This is a genomic window from Pseudomonas sp. KCJK8993, from assembly GCF_046230915.1.
Lineage (GTDB): Bacteria > Pseudomonadota > Gammaproteobacteria > Pseudomonadales > Pseudomonadaceae > Aquipseudomonas > Aquipseudomonas piscis.
In genome coordinates, this window is record NZ_JBJJLO010000007.1 from 67,616 (window position 1) to 88,747 (window position 21,132).

The 21,132-nt window shown below is 63.3% G+C and carries 21 protein-coding genes; 13 read left to right on the plus strand and 8 right to left on the minus strand.

Translation table 11 applies throughout. The features are described from left to right. Positions 1-38: 38 nt before the first annotated feature. From ACK6AU_RS04250 to ACK6AU_RS04290, 9 genes are all read left to right on the plus strand, one after another. Positions 39-770: a HugZ family protein gene (locus ACK6AU_RS04250; RefSeq protein WP_185698471.1), complete on the plus strand. Its 732-nt coding sequence runs from the start codon at positions 39-41 to the stop codon at positions 768-770. Between the two features lie 66 nt (positions 771-836). Next, entirely contained in the window at positions 837-1,310 is a 474-nt protein-coding gene (locus tag ACK6AU_RS04255) for an FxsA family protein (protein WP_022640597.1), read from the plus strand. 255 nt (positions 1,311-1,565) lie between these two features. After that, positions 1,566-1,859, plus strand: coding sequence for a co-chaperone GroES (locus ACK6AU_RS04260; protein WP_011063093.1), 294 nt, complete (start codon positions 1,566-1,568; stop codon positions 1,857-1,859). A gap of 49 nt (positions 1,860-1,908) precedes the next feature. After that, positions 1,909-3,555: a chaperonin GroEL gene (gene groL, locus ACK6AU_RS04265; protein ID WP_185698470.1), complete on the plus strand. Its 1,647-nt coding sequence runs from the start codon at positions 1,909-1,911 to the stop codon at positions 3,553-3,555. Between the two features lie 271 nt (positions 3,556-3,826). After that, complete coding sequence (gene colR / locus ACK6AU_RS04270; protein WP_053131653.1) at positions 3,827-4,510, plus strand: two-component system response regulator ColR; 684 nt, start codon at positions 3,827-3,829, stop codon at positions 4,508-4,510. Continuing rightward, entirely contained in the window at positions 4,500-5,780 is a 1,281-nt protein-coding gene (locus tag ACK6AU_RS04275; protein WP_185698469.1) for a HAMP domain-containing sensor histidine kinase, read from the plus strand. The genes colR and ACK6AU_RS04275 overlap by 11 nt, the downstream gene beginning before the upstream one ends. A gap of 197 nt (positions 5,781-5,977) precedes the next feature. Then, positions 5,978-6,658 carry a class I SAM-dependent methyltransferase gene (locus ACK6AU_RS04280; protein ID WP_185698468.1) on the plus strand — a complete coding sequence of 227 codons (681 nt, stop codon included), beginning with the start codon at positions 5,978-5,980 and terminating at the stop codon, positions 6,656-6,658. Between the two features lie 3 nt (positions 6,659-6,661). Then, on the plus strand, positions 6,662-7,375 hold the full coding sequence (locus tag ACK6AU_RS04285) for a lipopolysaccharide kinase InaA family protein (protein WP_185698467.1): 714 nt from the start codon (positions 6,662-6,664) through the stop codon (positions 7,373-7,375). 2 nt (positions 7,376-7,377) lie between these two features. Further along, positions 7,378-7,605, plus strand: coding sequence for a hypothetical protein (locus tag ACK6AU_RS04290; RefSeq protein WP_185698466.1), 228 nt, complete (start codon positions 7,378-7,380; stop codon positions 7,603-7,605). Positions 7,606-7,670: 65 nt separating this feature from the next. Here the strand turns inward: ACK6AU_RS04290 and ACK6AU_RS04295 are convergent, their stop codons facing one another. The 8 genes from ACK6AU_RS04295 to ACK6AU_RS04330 all read right to left on the minus strand — a co-directional run bounded on the left by ACK6AU_RS04295 (position 7,671) and on the right by ACK6AU_RS04330 (position 17,124). Further along, positions 7,671-8,768, minus strand: a complete 1,098-nt coding sequence (locus ACK6AU_RS04295; RefSeq protein ID WP_409297934.1) for a DUF1513 domain-containing protein — start codon at positions 8,766-8,768, stop codon at positions 7,671-7,673. 2 nt (positions 8,769-8,770) lie between these two features. After that, a complete protein-coding gene (locus tag ACK6AU_RS04300) occupies positions 8,771-9,835 on the minus strand; it encodes an imelysin family protein (protein ID WP_185698465.1) in 1,065 nt (354 codons plus the stop codon). Positions 9,836-9,878: 43 nt separating this feature from the next. Then, positions 9,879-11,300 (minus strand): di-heme oxidoredictase family protein, encoded by a 1,422-nt coding sequence (locus ACK6AU_RS04305; RefSeq protein ID WP_409297907.1) that lies wholly within the window; start codon positions 11,298-11,300, stop codon positions 9,879-9,881. A 187-nt stretch (positions 11,301-11,487) separates the two neighbouring features. Then, complete coding sequence (locus ACK6AU_RS04310; protein WP_409297909.1) at positions 11,488-12,825, minus strand: imelysin family protein; 1,338 nt, start codon at positions 12,823-12,825, stop codon at positions 11,488-11,490. Positions 12,826-12,985: 160 nt separating this feature from the next. Further along, positions 12,986-15,037, minus strand: coding sequence for a bifunctional diguanylate cyclase/phosphodiesterase (locus ACK6AU_RS04315; RefSeq protein ID WP_185698462.1), 2,052 nt, complete (start codon positions 15,035-15,037; stop codon positions 12,986-12,988). Between the two features lie 304 nt (positions 15,038-15,341). Beyond that, a complete protein-coding gene (locus ACK6AU_RS04320; protein WP_016966196.1) occupies positions 15,342-15,938 on the minus strand; it encodes a superoxide dismutase in 597 nt (198 codons plus the stop codon). A gap of 176 nt (positions 15,939-16,114) precedes the next feature. Next, entirely contained in the window at positions 16,115-16,717 is a 603-nt protein-coding gene (locus tag ACK6AU_RS04325; protein ID WP_185698461.1) for a LysE/ArgO family amino acid transporter, read from the minus strand. Positions 16,718-16,719: 2 nt separating this feature from the next. After that, positions 16,720-17,124 carry an ACT domain-containing protein gene (locus ACK6AU_RS04330; protein WP_185698460.1) on the minus strand — a complete coding sequence of 135 codons (405 nt, stop codon included), beginning with the start codon at positions 17,122-17,124 and terminating at the stop codon, positions 16,720-16,722. 110 nt (positions 17,125-17,234) lie between these two features. Between ACK6AU_RS04330 and ACK6AU_RS04335 the strand changes: the two genes are divergently transcribed. From ACK6AU_RS04335 to ACK6AU_RS04350, 4 genes are all read left to right on the plus strand, one after another. Beyond that, a complete protein-coding gene (locus tag ACK6AU_RS04335) occupies positions 17,235-18,134 on the plus strand; it encodes a LysR family transcriptional regulator ArgP (protein WP_409297912.1) in 900 nt (299 codons plus the stop codon). 91 nt (positions 18,135-18,225) lie between these two features. Beyond that, a complete protein-coding gene (locus ACK6AU_RS04340) occupies positions 18,226-19,218 on the plus strand; it encodes an NAD-dependent epimerase/dehydratase family protein (protein ID WP_409297914.1) in 993 nt (330 codons plus the stop codon). Between the two features lie 106 nt (positions 19,219-19,324). Next, a complete protein-coding gene (locus ACK6AU_RS04345) occupies positions 19,325-20,164 on the plus strand; it encodes an ATPase (RefSeq protein WP_409297916.1) in 840 nt (279 codons plus the stop codon). Positions 20,165-20,281: 117 nt separating this feature from the next. Next, positions 20,282-21,124 (plus strand): cache domain-containing protein, encoded by an 843-nt coding sequence (locus ACK6AU_RS04350; protein ID WP_409297918.1) that lies wholly within the window; start codon positions 20,282-20,284, stop codon positions 21,122-21,124. Positions 21,125-21,132 lie beyond the last annotated feature (8 nt).

Here is a 21,132-nt window from a genome sequence, read left to right on the forward strand (position 1 = left end):
CGTCCGTTTTCGACGGATTCTATTGAAGGAGTCATAAAATGAGCGTTGAAGCTGCCAAGAATGCACGAGAACTGCTGCTCAAGGAATACCGCGGCGTGCTATCCACGCATTCCAAGTCCATGCCGGGTTTTCCCTTCGGTTCCGTAGTGCCTTATTGCCTCGATGCCGAAGGCCGTCCGCTGATCCTTATCAGCCGCATCGCCCAGCACACTCACAACCTGCAGAAAGATCCCAAGTGTTCGCTGCTGGTTGGCGAACGCGATGCCGACGACGTGCAGGCGGTGGGGCGCCTGACCTACCTGGCCGAAGCCGAGAAGCTGGCCGACGAGGCGGCGATCGAGGCGGCCGCCGAGCGCTACTACCGCTACTTTCCCGAATCGCAGAACTATCACCAGGCCCACGACTTCGATTTCTGGGTGCTCAAGCCGGTACGCCATCGCTACATCGGCGGCTTCGGCGCCATCCACTGGGTCGACCAACTGACCCTGGCCAATCCGTTCGCCGGCAAGGCCGAGTTGAGCATGCTCGAGCACATGAACAGCGATCATGCCCAGGCCATCGCCCATTACGTGGAGTTGACCGGGCTGCCCGACAACGTGCCGGCGCAGATGGCCGGGATCGATACCGAGGGCATGCACCTGCGGATCGGCCAGGCGCTGTACTGGCTGCCATTCCAAGCCCCTTGCAACACGCCGACACAAGTGCGCGAAGCCCTGGTTTTCCTGGCGCGCGCCGATCAATGGCCGAAAAATCAGGCCGTGGATGCTTGAATTCACGAATTGGCGACGTCATCTACGGTCTACTGGAAGGCATTCTTCCGCAGAGGAAACCATTTGATGCGCCCTTTTCTATTGCTCTTTCTGCTGTTCCCAGTGTTGGAGCTGTTCGTCTTCGTCAAGGTCAGCGCGGCGATCGGGTTCTTCCCGGCCCTGCTGCTGGTCATTCTTGGTTCGCTGCTTGGCGTGATGGTGTTGCGTGTGGCCGGGCTGGCCACGGCCCTGCGCGCCCGTGAAAGTCTCAATCGCGGCGAGTTGCCGGCCCAGCAAATGCTCGAAGGCCTGATGCTGGCCCTGGGTGGTGGCTTGTTGATCCTGCCGGGCTTCATCAGCGATGTGTTCGGCTTGCTGATGCTGCTGCCGTTCACCCGTCGCCTGCTGGCCAACAAGATGCGCGAGCGTGCCGAGGAACAGGCCATGCGCCAACGTGCCTTCGCCGACGACATGCGTTCGGCCCGTGGTGGTCCTGCGCCGCAGCAGCCATTGGGACGCGAGCCGAATGTCATCGAGGGTGAGTTCGAACACCGCGACTGATCCCTTCCAGCCTTGCAAACACGGCACCTTCGGGTGCCGTGTTGGTTATTGCGCAAGCGATTTTAAAAAAATTCATCGGCCAGCTCTTGTAATAGCCTTGTGCGCCCCTATGTAACGGTCACCGCAAGGTTTCTGGTGCTGATACCAGACAGACTTCCGCGTCTCGCTCGTCGAGCCGCAACCGGCCACGCCGGATTTGTTAACCCGCCGGTATCGACACCGGCCACTGAAAACCACAATTAGGAGAGATCGACAATGAAGCTTCGTCCTCTGCATGACCGCGTCGTCATCCGTCGCAGCGAAGAAGAATCGAAAACTGCCGGCGGTATCGTTCTGCCTGGTTCGGCCGCTGAAAAACCTAACCGTGGCGAAATCGTCGCCGTAGGTACCGGCCGCGTGCTGGACAACGGTGAAGTACGTGCGCTGGCCGTGAAAGTGGGTGACAAAGTGGTGTTTGGCCCGTACTCCGGCAGCAACACCGTGAAAGTCGATGGCGAAGATCTGCTGGTAATGGCCGAGAACGAGATTCTCGCTGTTATCGAAGGCTGATTACCCGCGTATTTTCCCGCTACTACACAGTATTTAAGGAATATCGATCATGGCTGCTAAAGAAGTTAAATTCGGCGACTCCGCCCGCAAGAAAATGCTCACTGGCGTCAACGTCCTGGCTGACGCGGTAAAGGCTACCCTGGGCCCGAAAGGCCGTAACGTGATCCTGGAAAAGAGCTTCGGCGCTCCGACCATCACCAAGGATGGCGTTTCCGTAGCCAAGGAAATCGAACTGGAAGACCGTTTCGAGAACATGGGCGCGCAGCTGGTCAAAGACGTTGCCTCCCGTGCCAACGATGACGCTGGCGACGGCACCACCACCGCCACCGTTCTGGCTCAGTCGATCGTCAACGAAGGCCTGAAGGCCGTTGCTGCCGGCATGAACCCGATGGACCTCAAGCGCGGCATCGACAAGGCGACCATCGCCATCGTCAAGGAACTCAAGGCCCTGTCCAAGCCATGCGCCGACACCAAGGCCATCGCCCAGGTAGGCACCATCTCCGCCAACTCCGACAACTCCATCGGCGACATCATTGCCGAAGCCATGGAAAAAGTCGGTAAAGAAGGTGTGATCACCGTCGAAGAAGGCACCGGCCTGGAAAACGAACTGTCGGTCGTTGAAGGCATGCAGTTCGACCGTGGCTACTTGTCCCCATACTTCGTCAACAAGCCAGACACCATGGTTGCCGAGCTGGACAGCCCGCTGATCCTGCTGGTGGACAAGAAGATCTCCAACATCCGCGAAATGCTGCCAGTGCTGGAAGCCGTTGCCAAAGCCGGCCGCCCACTGCTGATCGTGGCCGAGGACGTCGAAGGCGAAGCCCTGGCGACCCTGGTTGTGAACAACATGCGCGGTATCGTCAAAGTCGCGGCCGTCAAGGCTCCAGGCTTCGGCGATCGTCGCAAGGCCATGCTGCAGGACATCGCCGTCCTAACCGGCGGTACCGTGATCTCCGAAGAAATCGGTCTGAACCTGGAAAGCACCACCCTGGAGCACCTGGGTAGCGCCAAGCGCGTGACCCTGTCCAAGGAAAACACCACCGTGGTCGACGGTGCTGGCAACCAGTCCGACATCGAGGCCCGTATCGCCCAGATCCGTGCCCAAGTGGCCGAGACTTCCTCGGACTACGACCGTGAAAAACTGCAAGAGCGCCTGGCCAAGCTGTCCGGCGGCGTTGCAGTGATCAAGGTTGGCGCTGGCTCCGAAGTTGAAATGAAAGAGAAGAAAGCCCGCGTTGAAGACGCCCTGCACGCTACCCGTGCAGCCGTTGAAGAAGGCGTGGTGCCTGGCGGTGGCGTAGCCCTGATCCGTGCCCTGCAAGCGATCGTCGACCTCAAGGGCGACAACGCCGACCAGGACGTAGGTATCGCGGTTCTGCGTCGCGCCGTTGAAGCTCCGCTGCGCCAGATCTCCGCTAACAGCGGCGACGAGCCAAGCGTTGTAGTCAACGAAGTGAAGAACGGCAAAGGTAACTTCGGTTACAACGCCGCTTCCGGCGAATACGGCGACATGATCGAAATGGGCATCCTGGACCCAACCAAGGTGACCCGTTCGGCTCTGCAAGCTGCAGCTTCCATCGGCGGTCTGATCCTGACCACCGAGGCCGCCGTTGCCGACGCACCGAAGAAAGACGCTCCAGCTGGCGGCGGCATGCCAGACATGGGCGGCATGGGTGGCATGGGCGGCATGATGTAAGCCAGCCTTACCCCTTGCACTTAAAAGCCCCGCCGGCGCAAGCCGGCGGGGCTTTTTCGTTTCCGTTGTCCTGCGGCGAATCCAGGACAAATGACTGCCATTGTGTCGCCATGGGCGTGGTCGGGGCGTGAGCCCCGGGTGAAAAAAACGTCGAGCCACGGTGACACTGCAAACAGCCACCCGAGCCTTTCGACAAGGGTGGCGGTGAACCGGACTTGGCCTTAAGCTGCGCGAGCCAAGACGGCCGTAACTGTATACGGAGAGAGTGCCGATGCGAATCCTACTGGTTGAAGACAACCGCGATATTCTCGCCAACCTGGCCGACTACCTGGGGCTCAAGGGCTATACCGTGGACTGCGCCCAGGATGGCCTGTCGGGCTTGCACCTGGCCGCCACCGAGCACTACGACCTGATCGTGCTCGACATCATGCTGCCGGGGATCGATGGCTACACCCTGTGCAAGCGCCTGCGCGAAGACGCGCGGCGAGACACCCCGGTGATCATGCTCACCGCCCGCGACCAGCTCGACGACCGCCTCCAGGGCTTCAAGTCCGGAGCCGACGACTACTTGGTCAAGCCCTTTGCCCTTTCGGAGCTTTCCGCCCGGATCGAGGCAGTGATGCGCCGCAGCCAGGGTGGCGGCAGGCGGGCATTGCAGGTAGGCGACCTGAGCTACGACCTCGATACCCTGGAAGTCACCCGTGAAGGACGCCTGCTCAAGCTCAATCCGGTCGGCCTGAAGCTGCTGGCGGTACTGATGCAGAAGAGCCCCCATGTCTTGCGTCGGGAGATTCTCGAAGAGGCCCTGTGGGGCGATGACTGTCCGGACAGCGACAGCCTACGCAGCCACGTCCACCAGTTGCGCCAGGTGATCGACAAACCGTTCGCCAAGCCGCTGCTGCACACCGTACACGGTGTCGGCTACCGCCTGGCCGAGGGCCGCGATGGAGTTTAAGCAGAGCCTTGCCCAGCGGATCATCATCGCCTTTGCGCTGATGAGCGCCCTGGTGGCCGGGGCCTTTGCCATGGGCATCGTGGCCACCGTGCACCTGGTGGAGGAGAAACTCATCTCTGCAGGTCTCGGCGGCGACTTGCAACGCCTGCTGTTGATGGACAACGTCGCCGACTGGAGCCATCGTCCCGAGCCCGACCAACTCTTCTACTACAGCGGCGGGCGTGGCGATTTCGAGTTGCCCAAGGACCTGCGTCACCTGGACCCCGGGTTCCATGAGGTGTTTCGCGAACAGTTGTCCTACCACGCCATGGTCGAAGTGGTGGATGGCCGGCGCTATGTGCTGCTGCAAGACCAGAGCGATTTCGAAGAGCGCGAGCGAGTGCTGTTCGCGGTGGTGCTGGTGGGCTTCGTGCTCAGCCTGGCGTTGGCGGTCTTCCTCGGTTGGGTGCTGGCGCGGCGCGTGATGGCGCCGGTGGTGCGCCTGGCACGCCAGGTGCGGCATCGCGACCAGTTGCTGGGCTTGGCGCCGCCCTTGGCGCCGGACTACGCGGCGGACGAGGTGGGGGAATTGGCCATCGCCTTCGATGCGACCCTGGGCCGCCTGCGCCAGGCGCTCAATCGCGAGCGGCTGTTCACCAGCGATGTCAGCCATGAATTGCGTACGCCGTTGATGGTCCTGGCCACCTCTTGCGAGTTGTTGTTGGAAAACCCGGCCCTGGATCATCGCGGACGGGCCCAGGTGGAGCGAATCACCCGGGCCTGCTCGGAAATGCGCGAACTGGTGCAGACCTTTCTGATGCTGGCGCGAGCCCAGCGCGAGGATGCCAGCATGTCGCCGCAGTTGACCCTGGGCCAGGCCGCCAACGACCTGATCGGGTTGTGGAGCGAGTCCATCGAGGCCAAGGGGATCGAGCTGATCTTCGATCCTGGCCAGCCCGACGATACCCGCTACCACGCCACCTTCCTCCATGCGGTGATGGGCAATCTCTTGCGCAACGCCCTGCACTATACCGAGCACGGGTTCATTCGCCTGAGCCTGGCGCCCGGCGGCTTCACGGTGGAGGACAGCGGCGTGGGCATTCCAGAGGAGAAGCGCGAGGCGATGTTCGAGCCTTTCGTGCGTGGCGATGAGAAACGTGGCGAGGGCTTGGGCCTTGGTTTGTCCCTGGTCCAGCGCATCTGTGAGAATCAGGGCTGGAGCGTCAGCCTTAGCACCATGACCCCCAATGGCTGTCGTTTTCACGTTCAATTGCAATCGGCCAAGGCCTGATTGTTCTGCTTGGCCCTGTTTTGCAGGGCCTGTCACTTGTCGATTTCCCCTTTGATATGGCCCCAGGCCACTGTTCGTACACTGTAAAACCCTGCAATATTTCTTGGCTGGACGATACGAAGTTTTCACTCAGGAACAACCTGTCGCTGACATGGTGCTGCTTAAGGTAGCGCCATCAGTTGCAGGAGGTCCTGACGATGGTTGCACCGATCAAGCTGAAGTTTTCCGAGAAGTACGATACCCAGCATGCCCTGGAGTACCTGCTCAAGCATCAGGATGGACTGGCGCGCCAGCTGTCCCACAAACGTGATGAGCGCTTGGCGCGTACCGCCCTGTCCCTGGCGGGCGATCCGGGATTGGTACTGGACCTGCCGTGTGGCGCTGGGCGTTTCTGGCCGTTACTGGCCGAAAAGAGCAATCGAATCATCATTGGCGCCGATTGTTCAGCGGCTATGCTCAACACCGCCACGGTGGCGCAACCTGCCGAAGTGGTAAAACGGGTACGGCCCTTGCAGACATCGGCGTTTGCCATCGACCTGCCGGACAACGCCGTGGACTGCATTTTCTCCATGCGCTTGTTGCACCATATCGGCGAGGCGCAACATCGGATGGCGCTGTTGCGCGAGTTCCAGCGGGTGACCCGCGATAGTGTGATCGTCTCGTTGTGGGTCGACGGCAACTTCAAGGCTTGGAAACGCAAAAGGATGGAGCGCAAGCGCTCTTTCGGCGCCGAACAACAGGGTTACCAGAATCGTTTCGTGTTACCGGCGGCCACGGTCGAAGAAGAATTCCGGCAAGCCGGCTTTAGCGTCCAGCGACACCTGGACTTCCTTCCGCTCTACGCCATGTGGCGAGTTTACGTACTACGCAAGAGGTAAAGGATGGCTGTTGAATGTGCTTCGGGAATGGATGCCGCGCCTACAGATCGTTTTGAATACTTCTGGAACGAACAAGGCGAATGGGTCGAGGAGCCCAATCGACGTCGAGGTGGCGAGAGTGGCGTGCAACGGCTGATGAGTGGCAATGGACGCCAGCTTTATGCCAAGCGCCAAGTGGGACACATCTACCGCAGTTGGCTGCACCCTTTCGGTCGACCCACGGTGTTGCGTGAGCACGATGCGTTACGGGGCCTGCGCTTGCTGGAAGTGACAGTCCCGGAACTGGTTTATTGCGGAGCTCGACGCGGCCCGGAGCAGCAATGGCAGGCATTGCTGGTGACCGCGGCGCTCGATGGTTTCGTCGAGATCGACAACTGGTACGCCGCCGGCGAGCGTGAGCGCCACGGCGAGGCTTTCCACGACCAGGTGCTGCAATCCCTGGCGACGACGCTGGCGCGGATGCACAAGGGGCGCTGGCAGCATGGCTGCCTGTATTCCAAGCATGTGTTCGTGCGGGTGGACGGTGACGGTGATCAGGCCCGACCGAGGATCGCCTTGCTGGATTTCGAGAAATGCCGCCAGCGCCTGAGCAGCAAGCGGGCTGCGGCCCACGATCTCAAGCAATTGCGCCGCCATTCGTCGTGGAGCGATACCGACTGGGAAAAGCTCTACTATTTTTACAGAACGGCGTTTGGCAGTTCTATCAAAGGTTTATAGCTATGAAGCTAGAAATTGCACGAGGTGTATTCTTGGCAGGAGCCTTGGCAGTTGCTTCCCTGGCGGTGGTTGCCTGGGAGCAGCCGCGAACCCAGGTGCTGAGTTCGGCCAAGGGCAGCGCCCATTGTCCGTTGCCGCGGGTGGCGAAGGTGTCCACGGCGGCCAAGCCCGACCATGACCTGTTGCTGTTCATGTTCGGCATGAGCCAGGGCCTCAAGCCCCAGAGTTGAAGGGTTTTCCTGCCAATCAAAAGGCCTCGCGATGCGAGGCCTTTTGATTTTCCCGACCCCCGTATTCACGCCAGGTGCAGGTGGTTGTCCCACAGCCCGGCAGGCAGTTCCAGGGGCTTGGCCACGATCTGCGCCTGACGGCAATCGTAGAAGCGGCAACGGCCTTGTCCCGAGGTCACCACGAAGCCATCGGCCACGGCGCCGACCCCCGCGCAGTCCGGCAGCGGGGCATCCACTCGTAGCGCAGCGCTGTCCAGGTCCCAGATGAAGAAACGGTTGCCCCGGGGAGCGGTCAGGGCGACCAGTCGCAGCTCGCTGTGCACGGCGACGCTGGCGGTGTAGTGCCCCATGGCTTGCAATTGCTGTTCGGCCACCGGGAATGCACTGAAGGGTTGGCCGGGCCGCTTGATCGCCAGCAGTTCGGACGATTCATGAGCGGCGCCCATGAATTGCTGGCCGGTGACGATGGTGCCGTCGCTGGCGATGCCCATGTGGCGCACGCTGTTCATCTGCTGGGCCAGGGTTTCCTTGCTCAGCAGGGTGCCGTCGCGCTGCATCAGCACCAGGCTTGGTTCCATGGCATCGAGGTTCATTTCCACCCGGCTTTCGGCTTCGGTGCGAATGCCGCCGTTGGCCACCACCAGGGTTTCCCCATCGGGCATCCATGACACCTGGTGCGGGCCGATGCCGTGGGTCGACAGTTCGCCGCTGTGCACCAGGCGTTCGCCCTCGAAGCGGTAGACCCCCAACAGGCCGCGCCCAGGGTCCCGGGTATCGTTCTCGGTGGCGTACAGCCACTCGCCATCCTTGTGGATCACCGCGTGCCCATAGAAATGCCGGTCGGGTTGCGAGGTCAGGGTCTGCAGCAGCTTGCCGTCGCGCAGGTCGACCAGGTAGCTCTCGGTGCCTGGGCGCCGGGCCACGAACAGGGCGATGGGCAAGCGCGGGTGGTTGATGATGTCGTGGCAACGCTGGCCGACCTGGGTGGCAAACACCTGTTTACCGTCCAGTTGATAACCGACGGCGTAATGCTTGCCGTCGCCGTCATCCCTGGCCGAAAGCAGCAAGGGCTGCTTGCCCTTTTGCTTGAACAGCGTCCAGCCGCCCAAGGTCACCGCACTGAGCAGCAAGCTGCCCAGTGCCAAAGCCTGACGTCGCAGCATCATCAGTCACCGTCGTTGGCGTTGAAGCCCAGTTGGATGCCCAGCGCCTTGGCCAGTTCGCCTTCGTGCAGGCGATGGACCACGTTGAGGCTGTCATACAGGTCGTTGAGCTGCTGGCGCCCGGCGTCGTCGCCGAGCATTTCGGTCAGCGAGCGCTGGGTGCTGGCGAAGAGTTTCAAGGACGCGGCATAGGCTGCGTCGATCTTGTCGGCCAGTGGTTTCTGCTCGGCCGGCAGCAGGCCGCGCAGGCCTTTGTTGTCGACCCCGGCCCAGACGGTCTGGGCCGCGCTGAGGCTGGCCTCCAGGCCTTGCAGCGACGACTGGCTGCGCCAGGCATCGGCCTGGAACGGCTGTGGGATGCCCTTGGTCTGGCGGCCCATCGGGGTGCCGAGCTTCTTCTTCAGGGTGTCCAGGGCCGTGACTTGCACACGCAGCAGGTCGGCAATGGCTTCGTGGGAATCGGCATAGCGCTGGTTGGGGAACTTGCTCATCTGCGCCAGCATGCCGTCGTTGTTGTTCCAGCTCGACAGGATCTCCTCGGCCAGTTGCTTCTGGCGTTCGCCGATGGCGGTCAGCAGCGGGCAATAGCGGGCTTTCTGGGTGCTATCGGCCATGTCGATCTTGCTGTCGAAGAGGATGTACTCATAGGCCGACAGGCCTTGCACCACGACGCTGGACTTGCTCAGGGCGGCGGCATCGATCTGCGGGTTGGCGTTGACCAGTTGCTCGACCTGGCGACCCACCAGGTTCTTCTTGTCCGGCCAGAACTGGACCTGCCAGGAGCGGTTGCCCTCGGCCAGCGGGCCGATCAGCAGCGGTTGCAGTTCGGCCCAGGCTTTCTGGGCATGGAGGAAGTCGGCGCGGGCGGTTTCCAGGCTTTCCTTGCCTTCGCAGAAGGCCAGGGCGCTGATGGCCAGTTGGCGGTCGGCGTCGACCCAACGGCTGTAGGTCGGCAGGATCACCTGCTTGGCGATGGCCGCGGACGTCACGGCTTGTGGGTCCTGGGGCGAGCAGGCGCCCAGGGCGAGCGCGGCAAGGCTGGTGAAGAGCAATTTGGGGCGGAACATGTTCGGGCTCCCTTTATTGTGGAGAAAGCATATGAGTCGAGCGTTACAAGGAATTCAGGAATGCCAGCAACGCCGCGCGCTGCTGGGCATTGAAAGCGAGGACTTGCTGTTTCGCACCTTCGGCTTCGCCACCGTGCCATAGCACCGCTTCCATCAGGTTGCGGGCACGGCCGTCGTGCAGGAACTGGGTATGGCCGCTGACGGTTTCGGTCAGGCCGATGCCCCAGAGCGGAGCGGTTCGCCAGTCGCGCCCGCTGGCCTTGAACTCGCTGCGCTGGTCGGCCAGGCCCTCGCCCATGTCGTGCAGCAGCAGGTCGCTGTAGGGGCGGATCAACTGGTTGGCCAATTCGGGTTCCGCGGCATTGGCTGCCGTCGTGAAGCTTGGGGTATGGCAAGACTGGCAGCCGGCCTGGAAGAACAGGTTCTTGCCGGCCAGGACCTGGGGCGAGTCCACATCGCGGCGGGCGGGCACCGCCAGGTTGCGGGTGTAGAACAGCACCAGGCGCAGGATGTTGTCGCTGACCTCCGGTTCGCCGTCCGGGCCGTTGCCGTTGGGGGCTCGCTTGCAGGCGGTTTGCGCGTCGGTGCAGTCATCGAAGGGTCTCAGGCTGGTGGTCAGGCCCATATCACCAGAGAACGCGTGAACGTTTTGTTGATTGAGGCTCGGTTGCCCGGCTTTCCAGCCGAAACGCCCCAGTACGGTCTTTTGCCGGGCATCGTCCCAGACCCAATTGGGCCGACCGGCGATGGGGTTCTCTCTGCTTGGCAGGGCATTGGCCAGGATGGCTTCCTCGGGAATGGCTTCGAGCAGCCCCAGGCCGATCATCGGTGGCGCCACGCGGGCCGAGAAACGGGTGTCCGGGTGCATCGGGCCGTAGCCCAGGTCGGTCACCCGCAGCCTGGGCTTGCGCAGCTCCACCTGGGTGCCGTCCTTGAAGTGCACCTGGAGTGGTTCGTAGTCCACCCGCACCCGGCCCTCTGGGGCCACGCCGGGGATCGCCATGTCCTGCAACTGGCTGCCATAGACCGGCTCCGGTACCACGCCCGTGCGCTCGATGAGCCCGGCCAGGGTCGGATCATCGGGGATCGACAGGCGCACCAGCATGGATACCGCGTTCAGTGCGCCCGGGGCCGGTGGATGTCCGCGGCCATCCTTGATGTGGCAGTTCTGGCACGCGTTGGTGTTGAACAATGGGCCCAGGCCGTCGCGGGCGGTGGTGGTGGAGGGCGCTATGACCCAGGGGCTGCGGAAGAAACTGTTGCCGACGCTGAAATCCAGGCGGCGGGTAGGCGGCAGATTGGCCGACGGCAGGGAAAAGGCATTGCGATCGCTCTTGTTGACTGTCGCCGCTCCCCCGGCACCGGCTTCGCCGGGCTCGGCCTGGGTGAAGCGCGGGGCATCATCGCAGGCGCCCAGGCTCAAGGCCATGAGCAGCGCGGACCAGCGAAGCAGCGACGAAGGCATCGGATATCCTGCAGAACGAGCAAAACAAGGGCGCAAAGTCTAACAGGGCAGCCAGGTTTGAATAAGAGGAATTATCGTTTGGTTTGATCCAGGACAAGGGCGCCGGAACGGATTCGCGCCAGACGCCGGGCCTGTTCGCAGGCATGAAAAAGGCGGCCCGGGGGCCGCCTTCTGGACGCTGTGCAGATCAGAATTCGTGATCGGCGTTGTCCGGGTTCAGGTCCTTGATGCCCAGCTTGCCGGCGGCCTGCTCGATCGAACCGGTCTGCTTGACCAGCGCGGCGATGGCGTCGCGCACGATCTGGTTACCCGACTCGTTGCCGGCGGCGATCAGCTGGTCATAGTGCTCGCCCTTGCTGGCGTGGTCCACCATGACCTGGATCTTGGCTTCGGTGGCCGCCAGGTCGGCCTTGAGCGCAGCGTCGGCGGCCGGGTCGGCCTTGGCCACCAGGGACGACAGGCTGGCGCCGGTCATCTTGGTGCCATCGACACGGGTGTACTCGCCCAGGTAGACGTTACGGATGCCCTTGGCGTCGTAGAAGTGCGAGTTGTGGGTGTTGTCGCTGAAGCAGTCCTGTTCGTCCTCGGGGGAGTTGGCCTCCAGGGAGACTTTCATCCGCTCGCCCGCCAGTTCGCCCAGGGACAGGCTGCCCATGCCGAAGAGTATCTTGCGCAGGCCGGTTTCGGCAGGTTCCGCTTCCAGGGTGGCGCGGTAGTTATCGGCCACGTCGGGTTTCCAGTTGCCGACCATTTCCTCCAGATCGTTGACCAGTAGTTGGGTCACGGCCTTGAGGTAGGCGCGGCGGCGATCGTTGTGGCCGCCGGTGGCGCCGGCACCTTCGAAGTAGTCCGAGGCCGGGCGAGTGCCGGCGCCAGGCCCGGTACCGTTGAGGTCCTGGCCCCAGAGCAGGAATTCGATGGCGTGGTAGCCGGTGGCGACGTTGGCCTCGGCACCCCCCAGCTCATTGAGGCTGGCGAGTTTTTCCGGAGTGATGTCCTTCACGTCGATCTTGTCTTCGCCGATGCGGATCTCGGTGTTGGCGATGATGTTGGCGTTGGCCCCGGGGTTACCCAGTGCGTGCTCGTAGCTCTTGTCGACGTAGTCGATCAGGCCCTCGTCCAGTGGCCAGGCGTTAACCTGGCCTTCCCAGTCGTCGATGATGGTATTGCCGAAGCGGAACACTTCGCTTTGCAGGTACGGGACGCGCGCGGCCACCCAGGCGGCCTTGGCGGCGGCCAGGGTCTGGTCGTCAGGCTTGGCGAGGAAAGCATCGATAGCGCTCTGCAGGGTTTTCGCAGTGGATTCGGAGTCGCTGTAGACGGCGAAGACCATGTCGGCGTAGTGCGCGACGACGGCCTTGGCGGCGACTTCGTCGATCTTGGCGGCGTCGCCGGCCGCAGTAGCGGTGCTGGTAGCCGGGGTCGGTGCTTGAGCGGCAGCCTTGTCGTCTTTGCCTTCGCCGCAGCCGGCGAGGGAAATAGCGATGGCCAACAGACTGGCGGTAGCCAGAGGCATACGAATCATGGCGAACATCCTGCTTCGAGAGGAGAGTGGACGGCGCGGGGCGCGCGAAAACTGCGACATAATGCGAAAGATTTGCATTATGTGTAAAGGGTTGCCGCTGTAATTATTTCTTCCCCGAAGAGCCTTCGCGCAGGGCGCAAAGCCCCGCGCCGCGCCGGCTTCAGAAGATCGCAGCGTTACTGCGCTGGGCCTGTTTCAGGTAGGCGCCAAGTTCCCGCGCGGACAGCGGCTTGCTGTAGTGGTAGCCCTGACCTTCGTGACAGCCCTCGGCAATGATGTAGGCCTCTTGCTCGGCGGTTTCCACGCCTTCGGCGATCACCTGCATGCCCAGGCTCTTACCCAGCTGGATGATGGCGCGCACGATGGTGGCGTCGTCATCGTCTTCGAGCAGGTCCTGGACGAAGCTCTTGTCGATCTTGATCTTGTCCAGGGGCAGGCTCTTGAGATAGCTGAGTGACGAGTAGCCGGTGCCGAAGTCATCGATGGCGATCAAGGCCCCGGAGCGCCGCAGGCTCAACAGGTGCTGGGCGGCGGTGCTGATGTCTTCCATCAGGCCGGTCTCGGTGACTTCCAGCTCCAGGCTGCGCGGTGGCAGGCGATAGATCTGCAGCAGGTTGTTGACCACCCGTGGCAGTTCGGCGTGGTGCAGTTGCACGGTGGACAGGTTGACCGCCATGCGCAACTCGCTGAAGCCCATGTCATGCCATTCCCGCAACTGGCGGCAGGCCTGGTCCAGCACCCACTCGCCAATGGCGATGATGGTGCCGTTCTGCTCCGCGAGCGGGATGAACAGGTCCGGCGGCACCAGGCCGTGGTCCGGGTGCTGCCAGCGCAACAACGCCTCGACGCCCACCACCCGGTGGTCGCGGTAGCTGATCTGGGGCTGGTAGACCAGGAAGAACTGCTCGCGGGCCAGGGCCTCGCGCAGGTCCTTTTCCAGTTCCCGACGACGCCGCATCTCGCTGTCGACGCTGGCGATGTAGAACTGGTAACGGTTGCGCGAGCGGCTCTTGGCCAGGGTCATGGTCTGCTCGGCTTTTTGCAGGAGCTTCTCGGTGCTGTCGCCATCTTCCGGGAACAGGGTGATGCCGATGGTGGCGCGCAGGCGGATTTCCTGCTGGTCGAGGGCGAAGGTGGCTTCCAGGTCATCGAGGATGCTCTGGGCCAGTTCCGCGGCTTCGTAGGGTTGTTCGATATCGGCCTGGACCAGGGCGAACTGGTCGCCACCCAGGCGCGCCAGGGCACCCAGGCGGCCGCTGTGGCCGCGCAGGCGATCGGCCAGGGCCAGCAGCAGTTGGTCGCCGGTCTGGTAGCTGAACTGCTCGTTGACCCCCTTGAAGTCGTCCAGGCCCACGCACAGCACGGCGACCCGGCGTTGCAGGCGCCCGGCGTCCACCAGGATCTTGTCCAGTTGCTGTTGCAGTTGCTGGCGGTTGGGCAGGCCGGTGAGGAAGTCGTACTGGGCCATGCGCAGGAGGCTGTTCTCCGCTTCATGGCGCAGGTGGGTATTGCGCTCGATGGACGCCAGCAGTTGGTTGGCGGTGTTGATCCAGATCCCCAGCTCGTTGCGTTCGTGGCCCTTGAGCAGGGGCAGTTGGTGTTCGCTGGGACGGTCGGGATTGATATTGGTCAGGTGCTCGATGATCCGTGACAGCGGCTTGGTCAGCAGGCAGTGGTAGACCAGGTACAGCACCAGGCCCATGGCCAGGGCGCGCAGCACTCCGGAGATGAAGATGATCACCGAGCTGACGATGAAACCCTGGCCGTAGGTGGCGGTGTCCAGGGTGATGCTCAGGTCGCCGTAATACTCGCTGTAGGGGCCTCGGCCCACCAATTGGGTGGTGAAGGTGCGTTCCTGGCCGAGGATCAGGTCGGTCAGCCAACGGCTGGAGGATTTCTGCAGGTCGCGGGATTTTTCCGCGAGCATGGTTTCGTTGGGATGGCCGATGGAGGCCATGCGCACCGCATCGTCCTGGAACAGGCCCTCGATGACTTGCATGCCCATCTCCCGGTCCAGGCTGTAGACCGCCTGGGTCGATGGGTCGCGAAACATGTCGAGGATGCGCTGGGCGTCATTGGCCACCGCCTGCCGAGTCTTGTAGGCATCGAAGACGATCTGGGCGCAGCTCAGCACCACACCCACTATGAGTGCCGACAGCAGCACAACCCGGAGCAATTTCACCGACAAGCTGTTTTTGAGTTCCAGCTTCAAAGGGGCTATTCCTTGTTCCGTGCGCGTAGCGTCAAGTTGCCATGAGTATTGGCAATCCCATGATGGCCGTCAAAGTGACATCAAGGCCGAGGACAGGACGTCTGCGGGCGAGGCCCGGGTGATCAGAATCAGGATTGCTCTAGCTGTGGACAGTGTGTCGGTAGCGACGTCATGCAACTTGAGGGGAAAGCGTTGTTTTTTACCTGCATGGAATCTTAGCGCCTGGAACTGGCGGGACAAGATCCCGCTTTTGCAATGGGCAAAAAAAACCCGGCCAGGCCGGGTTTTTTCACTGCGGGCAGGTTCAGGCTACGAAGTTCTTGCCTTCGAACTGCTCGGCCACGAACTTCCAGTTCACCAGGTTCCAGAACGCCTCGACATACTTCGGACGCACGTTGCGGTAATCGATGTAGTAGGCGTGTTCCCAGACGTCGCAAGTCAGCAGCGGGGTGTCGCCGCTGGTCAGCGGGTTGCCGGCGCCGATGGTGCTGGCCAGGGCCAGGGAACCGTCGGCCTTCTTCACCAGCCAGCCCCAGCCGGAACCGAAGGTGCCAACCGAAGTCTTGGTGAATTCTTCTTTGAACTTGTCGAACGAACCGAACGCTGCGTTGATGGCATCAGCCAGGGCGCCGGTTGGCTGGCCGCCGGCGTTTGGCGCCAGGCAGTTCCAGTAGAAAGTGTGGTTCCAGACCTGGGCTGCGTTGTTGAAGATACCGCCCGAGGAGGTCTTGACGATCTCTTCCAGGGTCTTGCCTTCGAACTCGGTGCCTGGCACCAGGTTGTTCAGGTTCACGACATAGGTGTTGTGGTGCTTGTCGTGGTGGTACTCGAGGGTTTCCTTGGAAATGTGCGGCTGCAGGGCGTCGTGTGCGTAGGGCAGCGGCGGCAATTCGAAAGCCATGGTGATTCTCCTAATCAGGTCAGTTGCGGTGAGCGCAAGGCCGATCACGGGCGGCCGGACAAGCGCCGGGGAGTTTGTACTCTTTGCGGCGCAAGGTTCGGATCATAGCATCGGGGGGGAGGCTTAACCACGCAACAACTGTGTGGGATAGAGGTTCCAGAGCCTTTTGGAATAAGTCAGGCGGCGCTGATCAACTGGAACGCGACACTGAACATCATCGCCGCCACCAGCAGGTCGAGGATCCTCCAGGTACCCGGCCGGGCCAGCCAGGGCGCGAGCCACGCCGCCCCCAGGGCCAGGGTGAAGAACCACAACAGCGAGGCGCTGGCCGCGCCCACCACGTACGCGCCGGGCTCGGTCTGCTGGGCGCCCAGCGAGCCGATCAGCAGCACCGTGTCCAGGTAAACGTGGGGGTTGAGCAGGGTCACCGCCAGTGCGCTGAGCATCACCGCCCGCAGCGAGCGCACGGTCTGGCCATCGCCTTGCTCCAGGCTCTGCTTCGAACACGCCCGGCGCAGGGCCTGGGCGCCGTACCAGATCAGGAAGGCCGCGCCGCCCCAGCGTGCCACCGCCAGCAGTGTCGGGTTCTGGGCGAGCACGGTGGCCAGGCCGAACACGCCTGCGGCCACCAGCAAGGCATCGCAGGTCACGCACAGCGCGGCCACCGGCAAATGGTGTTCGCGGCGCAGGCTCTGGGCCAGGACGAAAGCATTCTGGGTGCCGATCGCCATGATCAGTCCGGCGGCCACCAGCAGGCCGTTTACGTAGCTTTGCCACATGATTACAGCTCCTCGCCGGCGGCCAGGCGTTGCAGCACCTGGACGGCTTTTTCGGCATCGGCCAGGCCGACGAACAGGTGGTCGTGGTAGTAACCGGCGATCACGTTGCAGCTGATCCCGGCGCGGCCCAGGGCGCCGGCGAAGGCGGCCGTCAGGCCCACGGCCTGGAGCGCCGAATGCACCTGGAGGGTGATCCAGGCGGCGACGTAGTCGAACCCCAGGCCGAGGCGCTCGGCCTGGTCGCGGCGCAGGATCACCGTCAGGCCTTCCTGTTCGCGAAAGCTGCCCAGCACTTCGCAGTCCCGCAGCAGGCCGGGGTCCGTGATGGAGCAGAACACATACTCGCCGTCGTTGAGCCGTGGGCTCATGCTGCGCAGCAGGGTCGCGAGGGAGGTTTCACCGGCCATGAAGAAGATCCTTGGACTAAGAGGCGATACAGAGGCTTTGTGCTGGCTATTTTCCAGTTCCAGGCTGTATAAGAAAAACCAATAGTGCTGATCTCTCATTAGGAAAACTGATGTTCGACTACAAATTGCTTTCGGCCCTCGCCGCAGTGGTCGAACAGGCCGGCTTCGAACGTGCGGCCCAGGTGCTGGGGTTGTCGCAGTCGGCCATTTCCCAGCGGATCAAGCTGCTGGAGGCGCGGGTCGGCCAGCCGGTGCTGGTCCGGGTCACGCCGCCGGCCCCCACCGATATCGGCCGGCGCCTGCTCAACCATGTGCAGCAGGTGCGGTTGCTGGAGCGCGACCTGCAGAGCCTGGTGCCGGCCCTGGACGAGGAGGGGGGGCCGGAGCGCCTGCGCATCGCCCTCAATGCCGATAGCCTGGCGACCTGGTGGGCCGAAGCCGTGGGGGATTTCTGCGCCGAGCACCACTTGCTCCTGGACCTGGTGGTGGAAGACCAGACCGTGGGCCTCAAGCGCATGCGCGCCGGCGAGGTGGCCGCGTGCGTCTGCGCCAGCGAGCGACCGGTGGCCGGCGCCCGCAGCCTGTTGCTGGGGGCCATGCGCTACCGGGCCCTGGCCAGCCCGGCCTTCATCGCCCGGCACTTTCCCCAGGGGGTGTGCGCCGGACAACTGGCCCGGACTCCGGCGCTGGTGTTCGGGCCCGATGATTTCCTGCAGCATCGCTACCTGGCGTCCCTGGGCGTGGACGGCGGCTTCGAGCATCATCTATGCCCGTCTTCCGAAGGCTTCATCCGCCTGGCTGAAGCCGGGCTGGGCTGGGGGCTGGTGCCTGAGTTGCAGGTCCGCGAGCAGTTGCAACGTGGGGTGCTGCTGGAGCTGCTGCCGGATAAACCCATCGATGTGCCGCTGTACTGGCATCATTGGCGCAATGGTGGGCAACGGCTGGGCTTGCTCACCGAGCACCTGGCTCGCTCATCCGCACAGTGGCTGGTGCCCTGGGAGCAGCCATAAGCGTCAAGCGACAAGTTGCAAGCAGGCAGCTTGTGCACTGATTTTTCAACTGGCAGCTCGTCGTTCGTCACTGCTTTCTTAGGAATATTTCATGAAGATTCTGGTCACCGGCGCAAGCGGCTTCATCGGCGGGCGCTTCGCCCGTTTCGCCCTTGAGCAGGGCCTGCAGGTGCGCGTCAACGGGCGCCGCGCCGAAGCCGCGGAGCACCTGGTGCGCCGTGGCGCCGAATTCATCCCGGGCGACCTGGGGGACGCCGACCTGGTGCGCGAGCTGTGCCGCGACGTCGACACCGTGGTGCACTGCGCCGGCGCCGTGGGCCTGTGGGGGCGCTACCAGGATTTCCACCAGGGCAACGTGCAGGTCACCGAGAACGTGGTGGAAGCCTGCCTCAAGCAGCGGGTCCGGCGCCTGGTGCACCTGTCCTCGCCGTCGATCTACTTCGATGGCCGCGACCACCTGGGGTTGACCGAAGAACAGGTGCCCAGGCGCTTCAAGCATCCCTATGCGGCCACCAAGTACCTGGCCGAGCAGAAGGTCTTCGGCGCCCAGGAGTTCGGCCTCGAAGTGCTGGCCCTGCGCCCGCGTTTCGTCACCGGTGCCGGCGACATGAGCATCTTCCCGCGGCTGCTGAGGATGCAGCGCAAGGGGCGCCTGGCCATCGTCGGCAATGGCCTGAACAAGGTCGACTTCACCAGCGTGCACAACCTCAACGAAGCCCTGTTCAGTTGCTTGCACGCCAGTGGTTCGGCCCTGGGCAAGGCCTACAACATCAGCAACGGTGCCCCGGTACCGCTGTGGGACGTGGTCAACTACGTGATGCGCCAGATGCAGGTGCCGCAGGTGACCCGCTACCGTTCCTATGGCCTGGCCTACAGCGTGGCGGCCCTCAATGAGGGCTTCTGCCGGATCTGGCCGGGGCGTCCGGAACCGACCCTGTCGCGCCTGGGCATGCAAGTCATGAACAAGGATTTCACCCTGGACATCAGCCGCGCCCGGCATTACCTGGGCTACGAGCCCAAGGTCAGCCTGTGGGCCGCCCTGGACGAGTTCTGCACTTGGTGGCAGGCCCAGGACATGGGCTGAAACCGGCGACTGAACCGGCTGCGTCCGCTCCTGTCCATTGGCCTGGCCCATCGGCGGTTTATACTCGCCGCATCCAGCCCCCTCCGCGGTTCAGAAAGGTTGCCCAATGCGTAACGATGCACACGATGACTTCGACGACGTTCCAAGCCTGCGCGCCGATCCTCTCGACGACGAGGTCTTCCCGGCCACCAGCGGTGCCCGCGAGCGCACAGCGGTCCACTCGCGCAGCGCGCCGGTGGTCAAGGCCAAGGGAGCCGGCACCGGCCCACTGTGGGCGCTGGTGGGGGCGTTGTTCTTTGCCTTCGCCGGTCTTGCCTGGTGGAGCTTCCAGCAGATCTCGCTGATGGAGCAGCAACTGGTGGCCACCCAGGAAAGCTTCGCCAGGATCAGCGAGGAGGCCGCTGGCCGGCTACAGGACATCTCCGGCAAGGTGGTGGCCAGCCAGACCAGCGTCACCACCGACAGCGAAGCCCTGAAGCTGCAGATCAAGCAATTGGAAAGCCGCTTGCAGGACCAGGGCCGGCAGCAACAGGGCGTGGTCGGCCAGGCTACCGACCTGGACAAGCGCCTGGAGCAGATGGGCGCCCGGAGCGCCGAGTTGCAGGCGGCCAATACCCAGTTGCAGGCCCAGCTCAAGGCCCTGGGCGGCGACCTGGCGAGCCTCAAGGGGGCCCAGGTCGATGGCGGCAAGGTCGATGCCCAGCTCAAGAGCCTGGCCGCCGAGTTGGCCGCGTTGAAGAAACAGGGCAATCCGAGCGCCGCCATCGAGCGCCTGGAGCAGGACCTGATCGTGCTCAAGAGCCAGCAGGACAATCGTCCCGCCACTGCGCAAAACGGTGCCAGCACCGCCGAGTTCGACTCTTTCCGGGGCCAGGTCACCCGCAACATCAACACCCTGCAAAGCCAGATCCAGAACCTGCAGCAGCAGCTCAACACCCGTCCCTGACCGATAGGGCCCCGTCGCGCTTCGTGCGGCCGGGCCCGCCCCTCGTTCGCTGAATGTCTACCCATCTGCCGCCGCCGGCTACGCTCTTCGAACGTCGATGTGAACGAGGAGTGGGCGATGAAGCTGTTGCGCAAGCATGCTTGGCTGGGCTGGTGGTGGTTGCTATGTGTCGCTGCGCTGCACGCGGCTCCCGCCGATGATGGCGCCCCCGCGCGGGCGCTGCTGGAAAAGGCCCTGGCCTATTACCAGGAGCAGGGTGACAAGGCGTTCGCCGCCTTCAGCCGCCAGGGTGAATTCGTCGACCAGGATCGCTATGTGTTCGTGGTGGATACCCAGGGTGTGATGCTGGCCAGCGGTGGTCCGTCGTCGGCGCTGATCGGCCGCGATGTCTCACCGGTGCTGGGAGCGGATTTGCGCAAGGCGTTCCAGGATGCCTTGCACACTCCCCAGGGCAGCGGCATCCAGCAGGCCGAGTACCGCTGGCAAAACTGGGCCGACGGCAAGATCGAACGCAAGCATGTGTACTTCCAGCGCGTCGGCGAGCGGATCCTGGCGGTGGGCTACTACCTGCCCAGGGCGTCGGCCGACCAGGCCCGGGCGTTGCTGGAGCGCAGCGCCGAGGCCCTGGCCCGCGACCGGGCGGCGACGCTTGCGGCCATCAACGACCTGCAGGGCGGGTTCATCGAGGATGACCTGTATGTGTTCGTGGTCGATCTGGATACCCGGCGCTACCTGGCCCATGGCACCAACCTGCGGTTGCTCGGCACGGACTTCGCCAAGGTCAAGGACCCCGAGGGCAAGCCGGTGGGCGAGCCGATGCTGGCGCTCATGGCCCGCCAGGACCAGGGCGAGTACCAGTACCGCTGGAAGAACCCGGTGACCGGCCGGGTCGAAGACAAGCACGCCTACCTGCGCAAGGTGGGCCGGCTGCTGGTTGCGGTGGGCTACTACAGTCCGTGAGGCCAGTG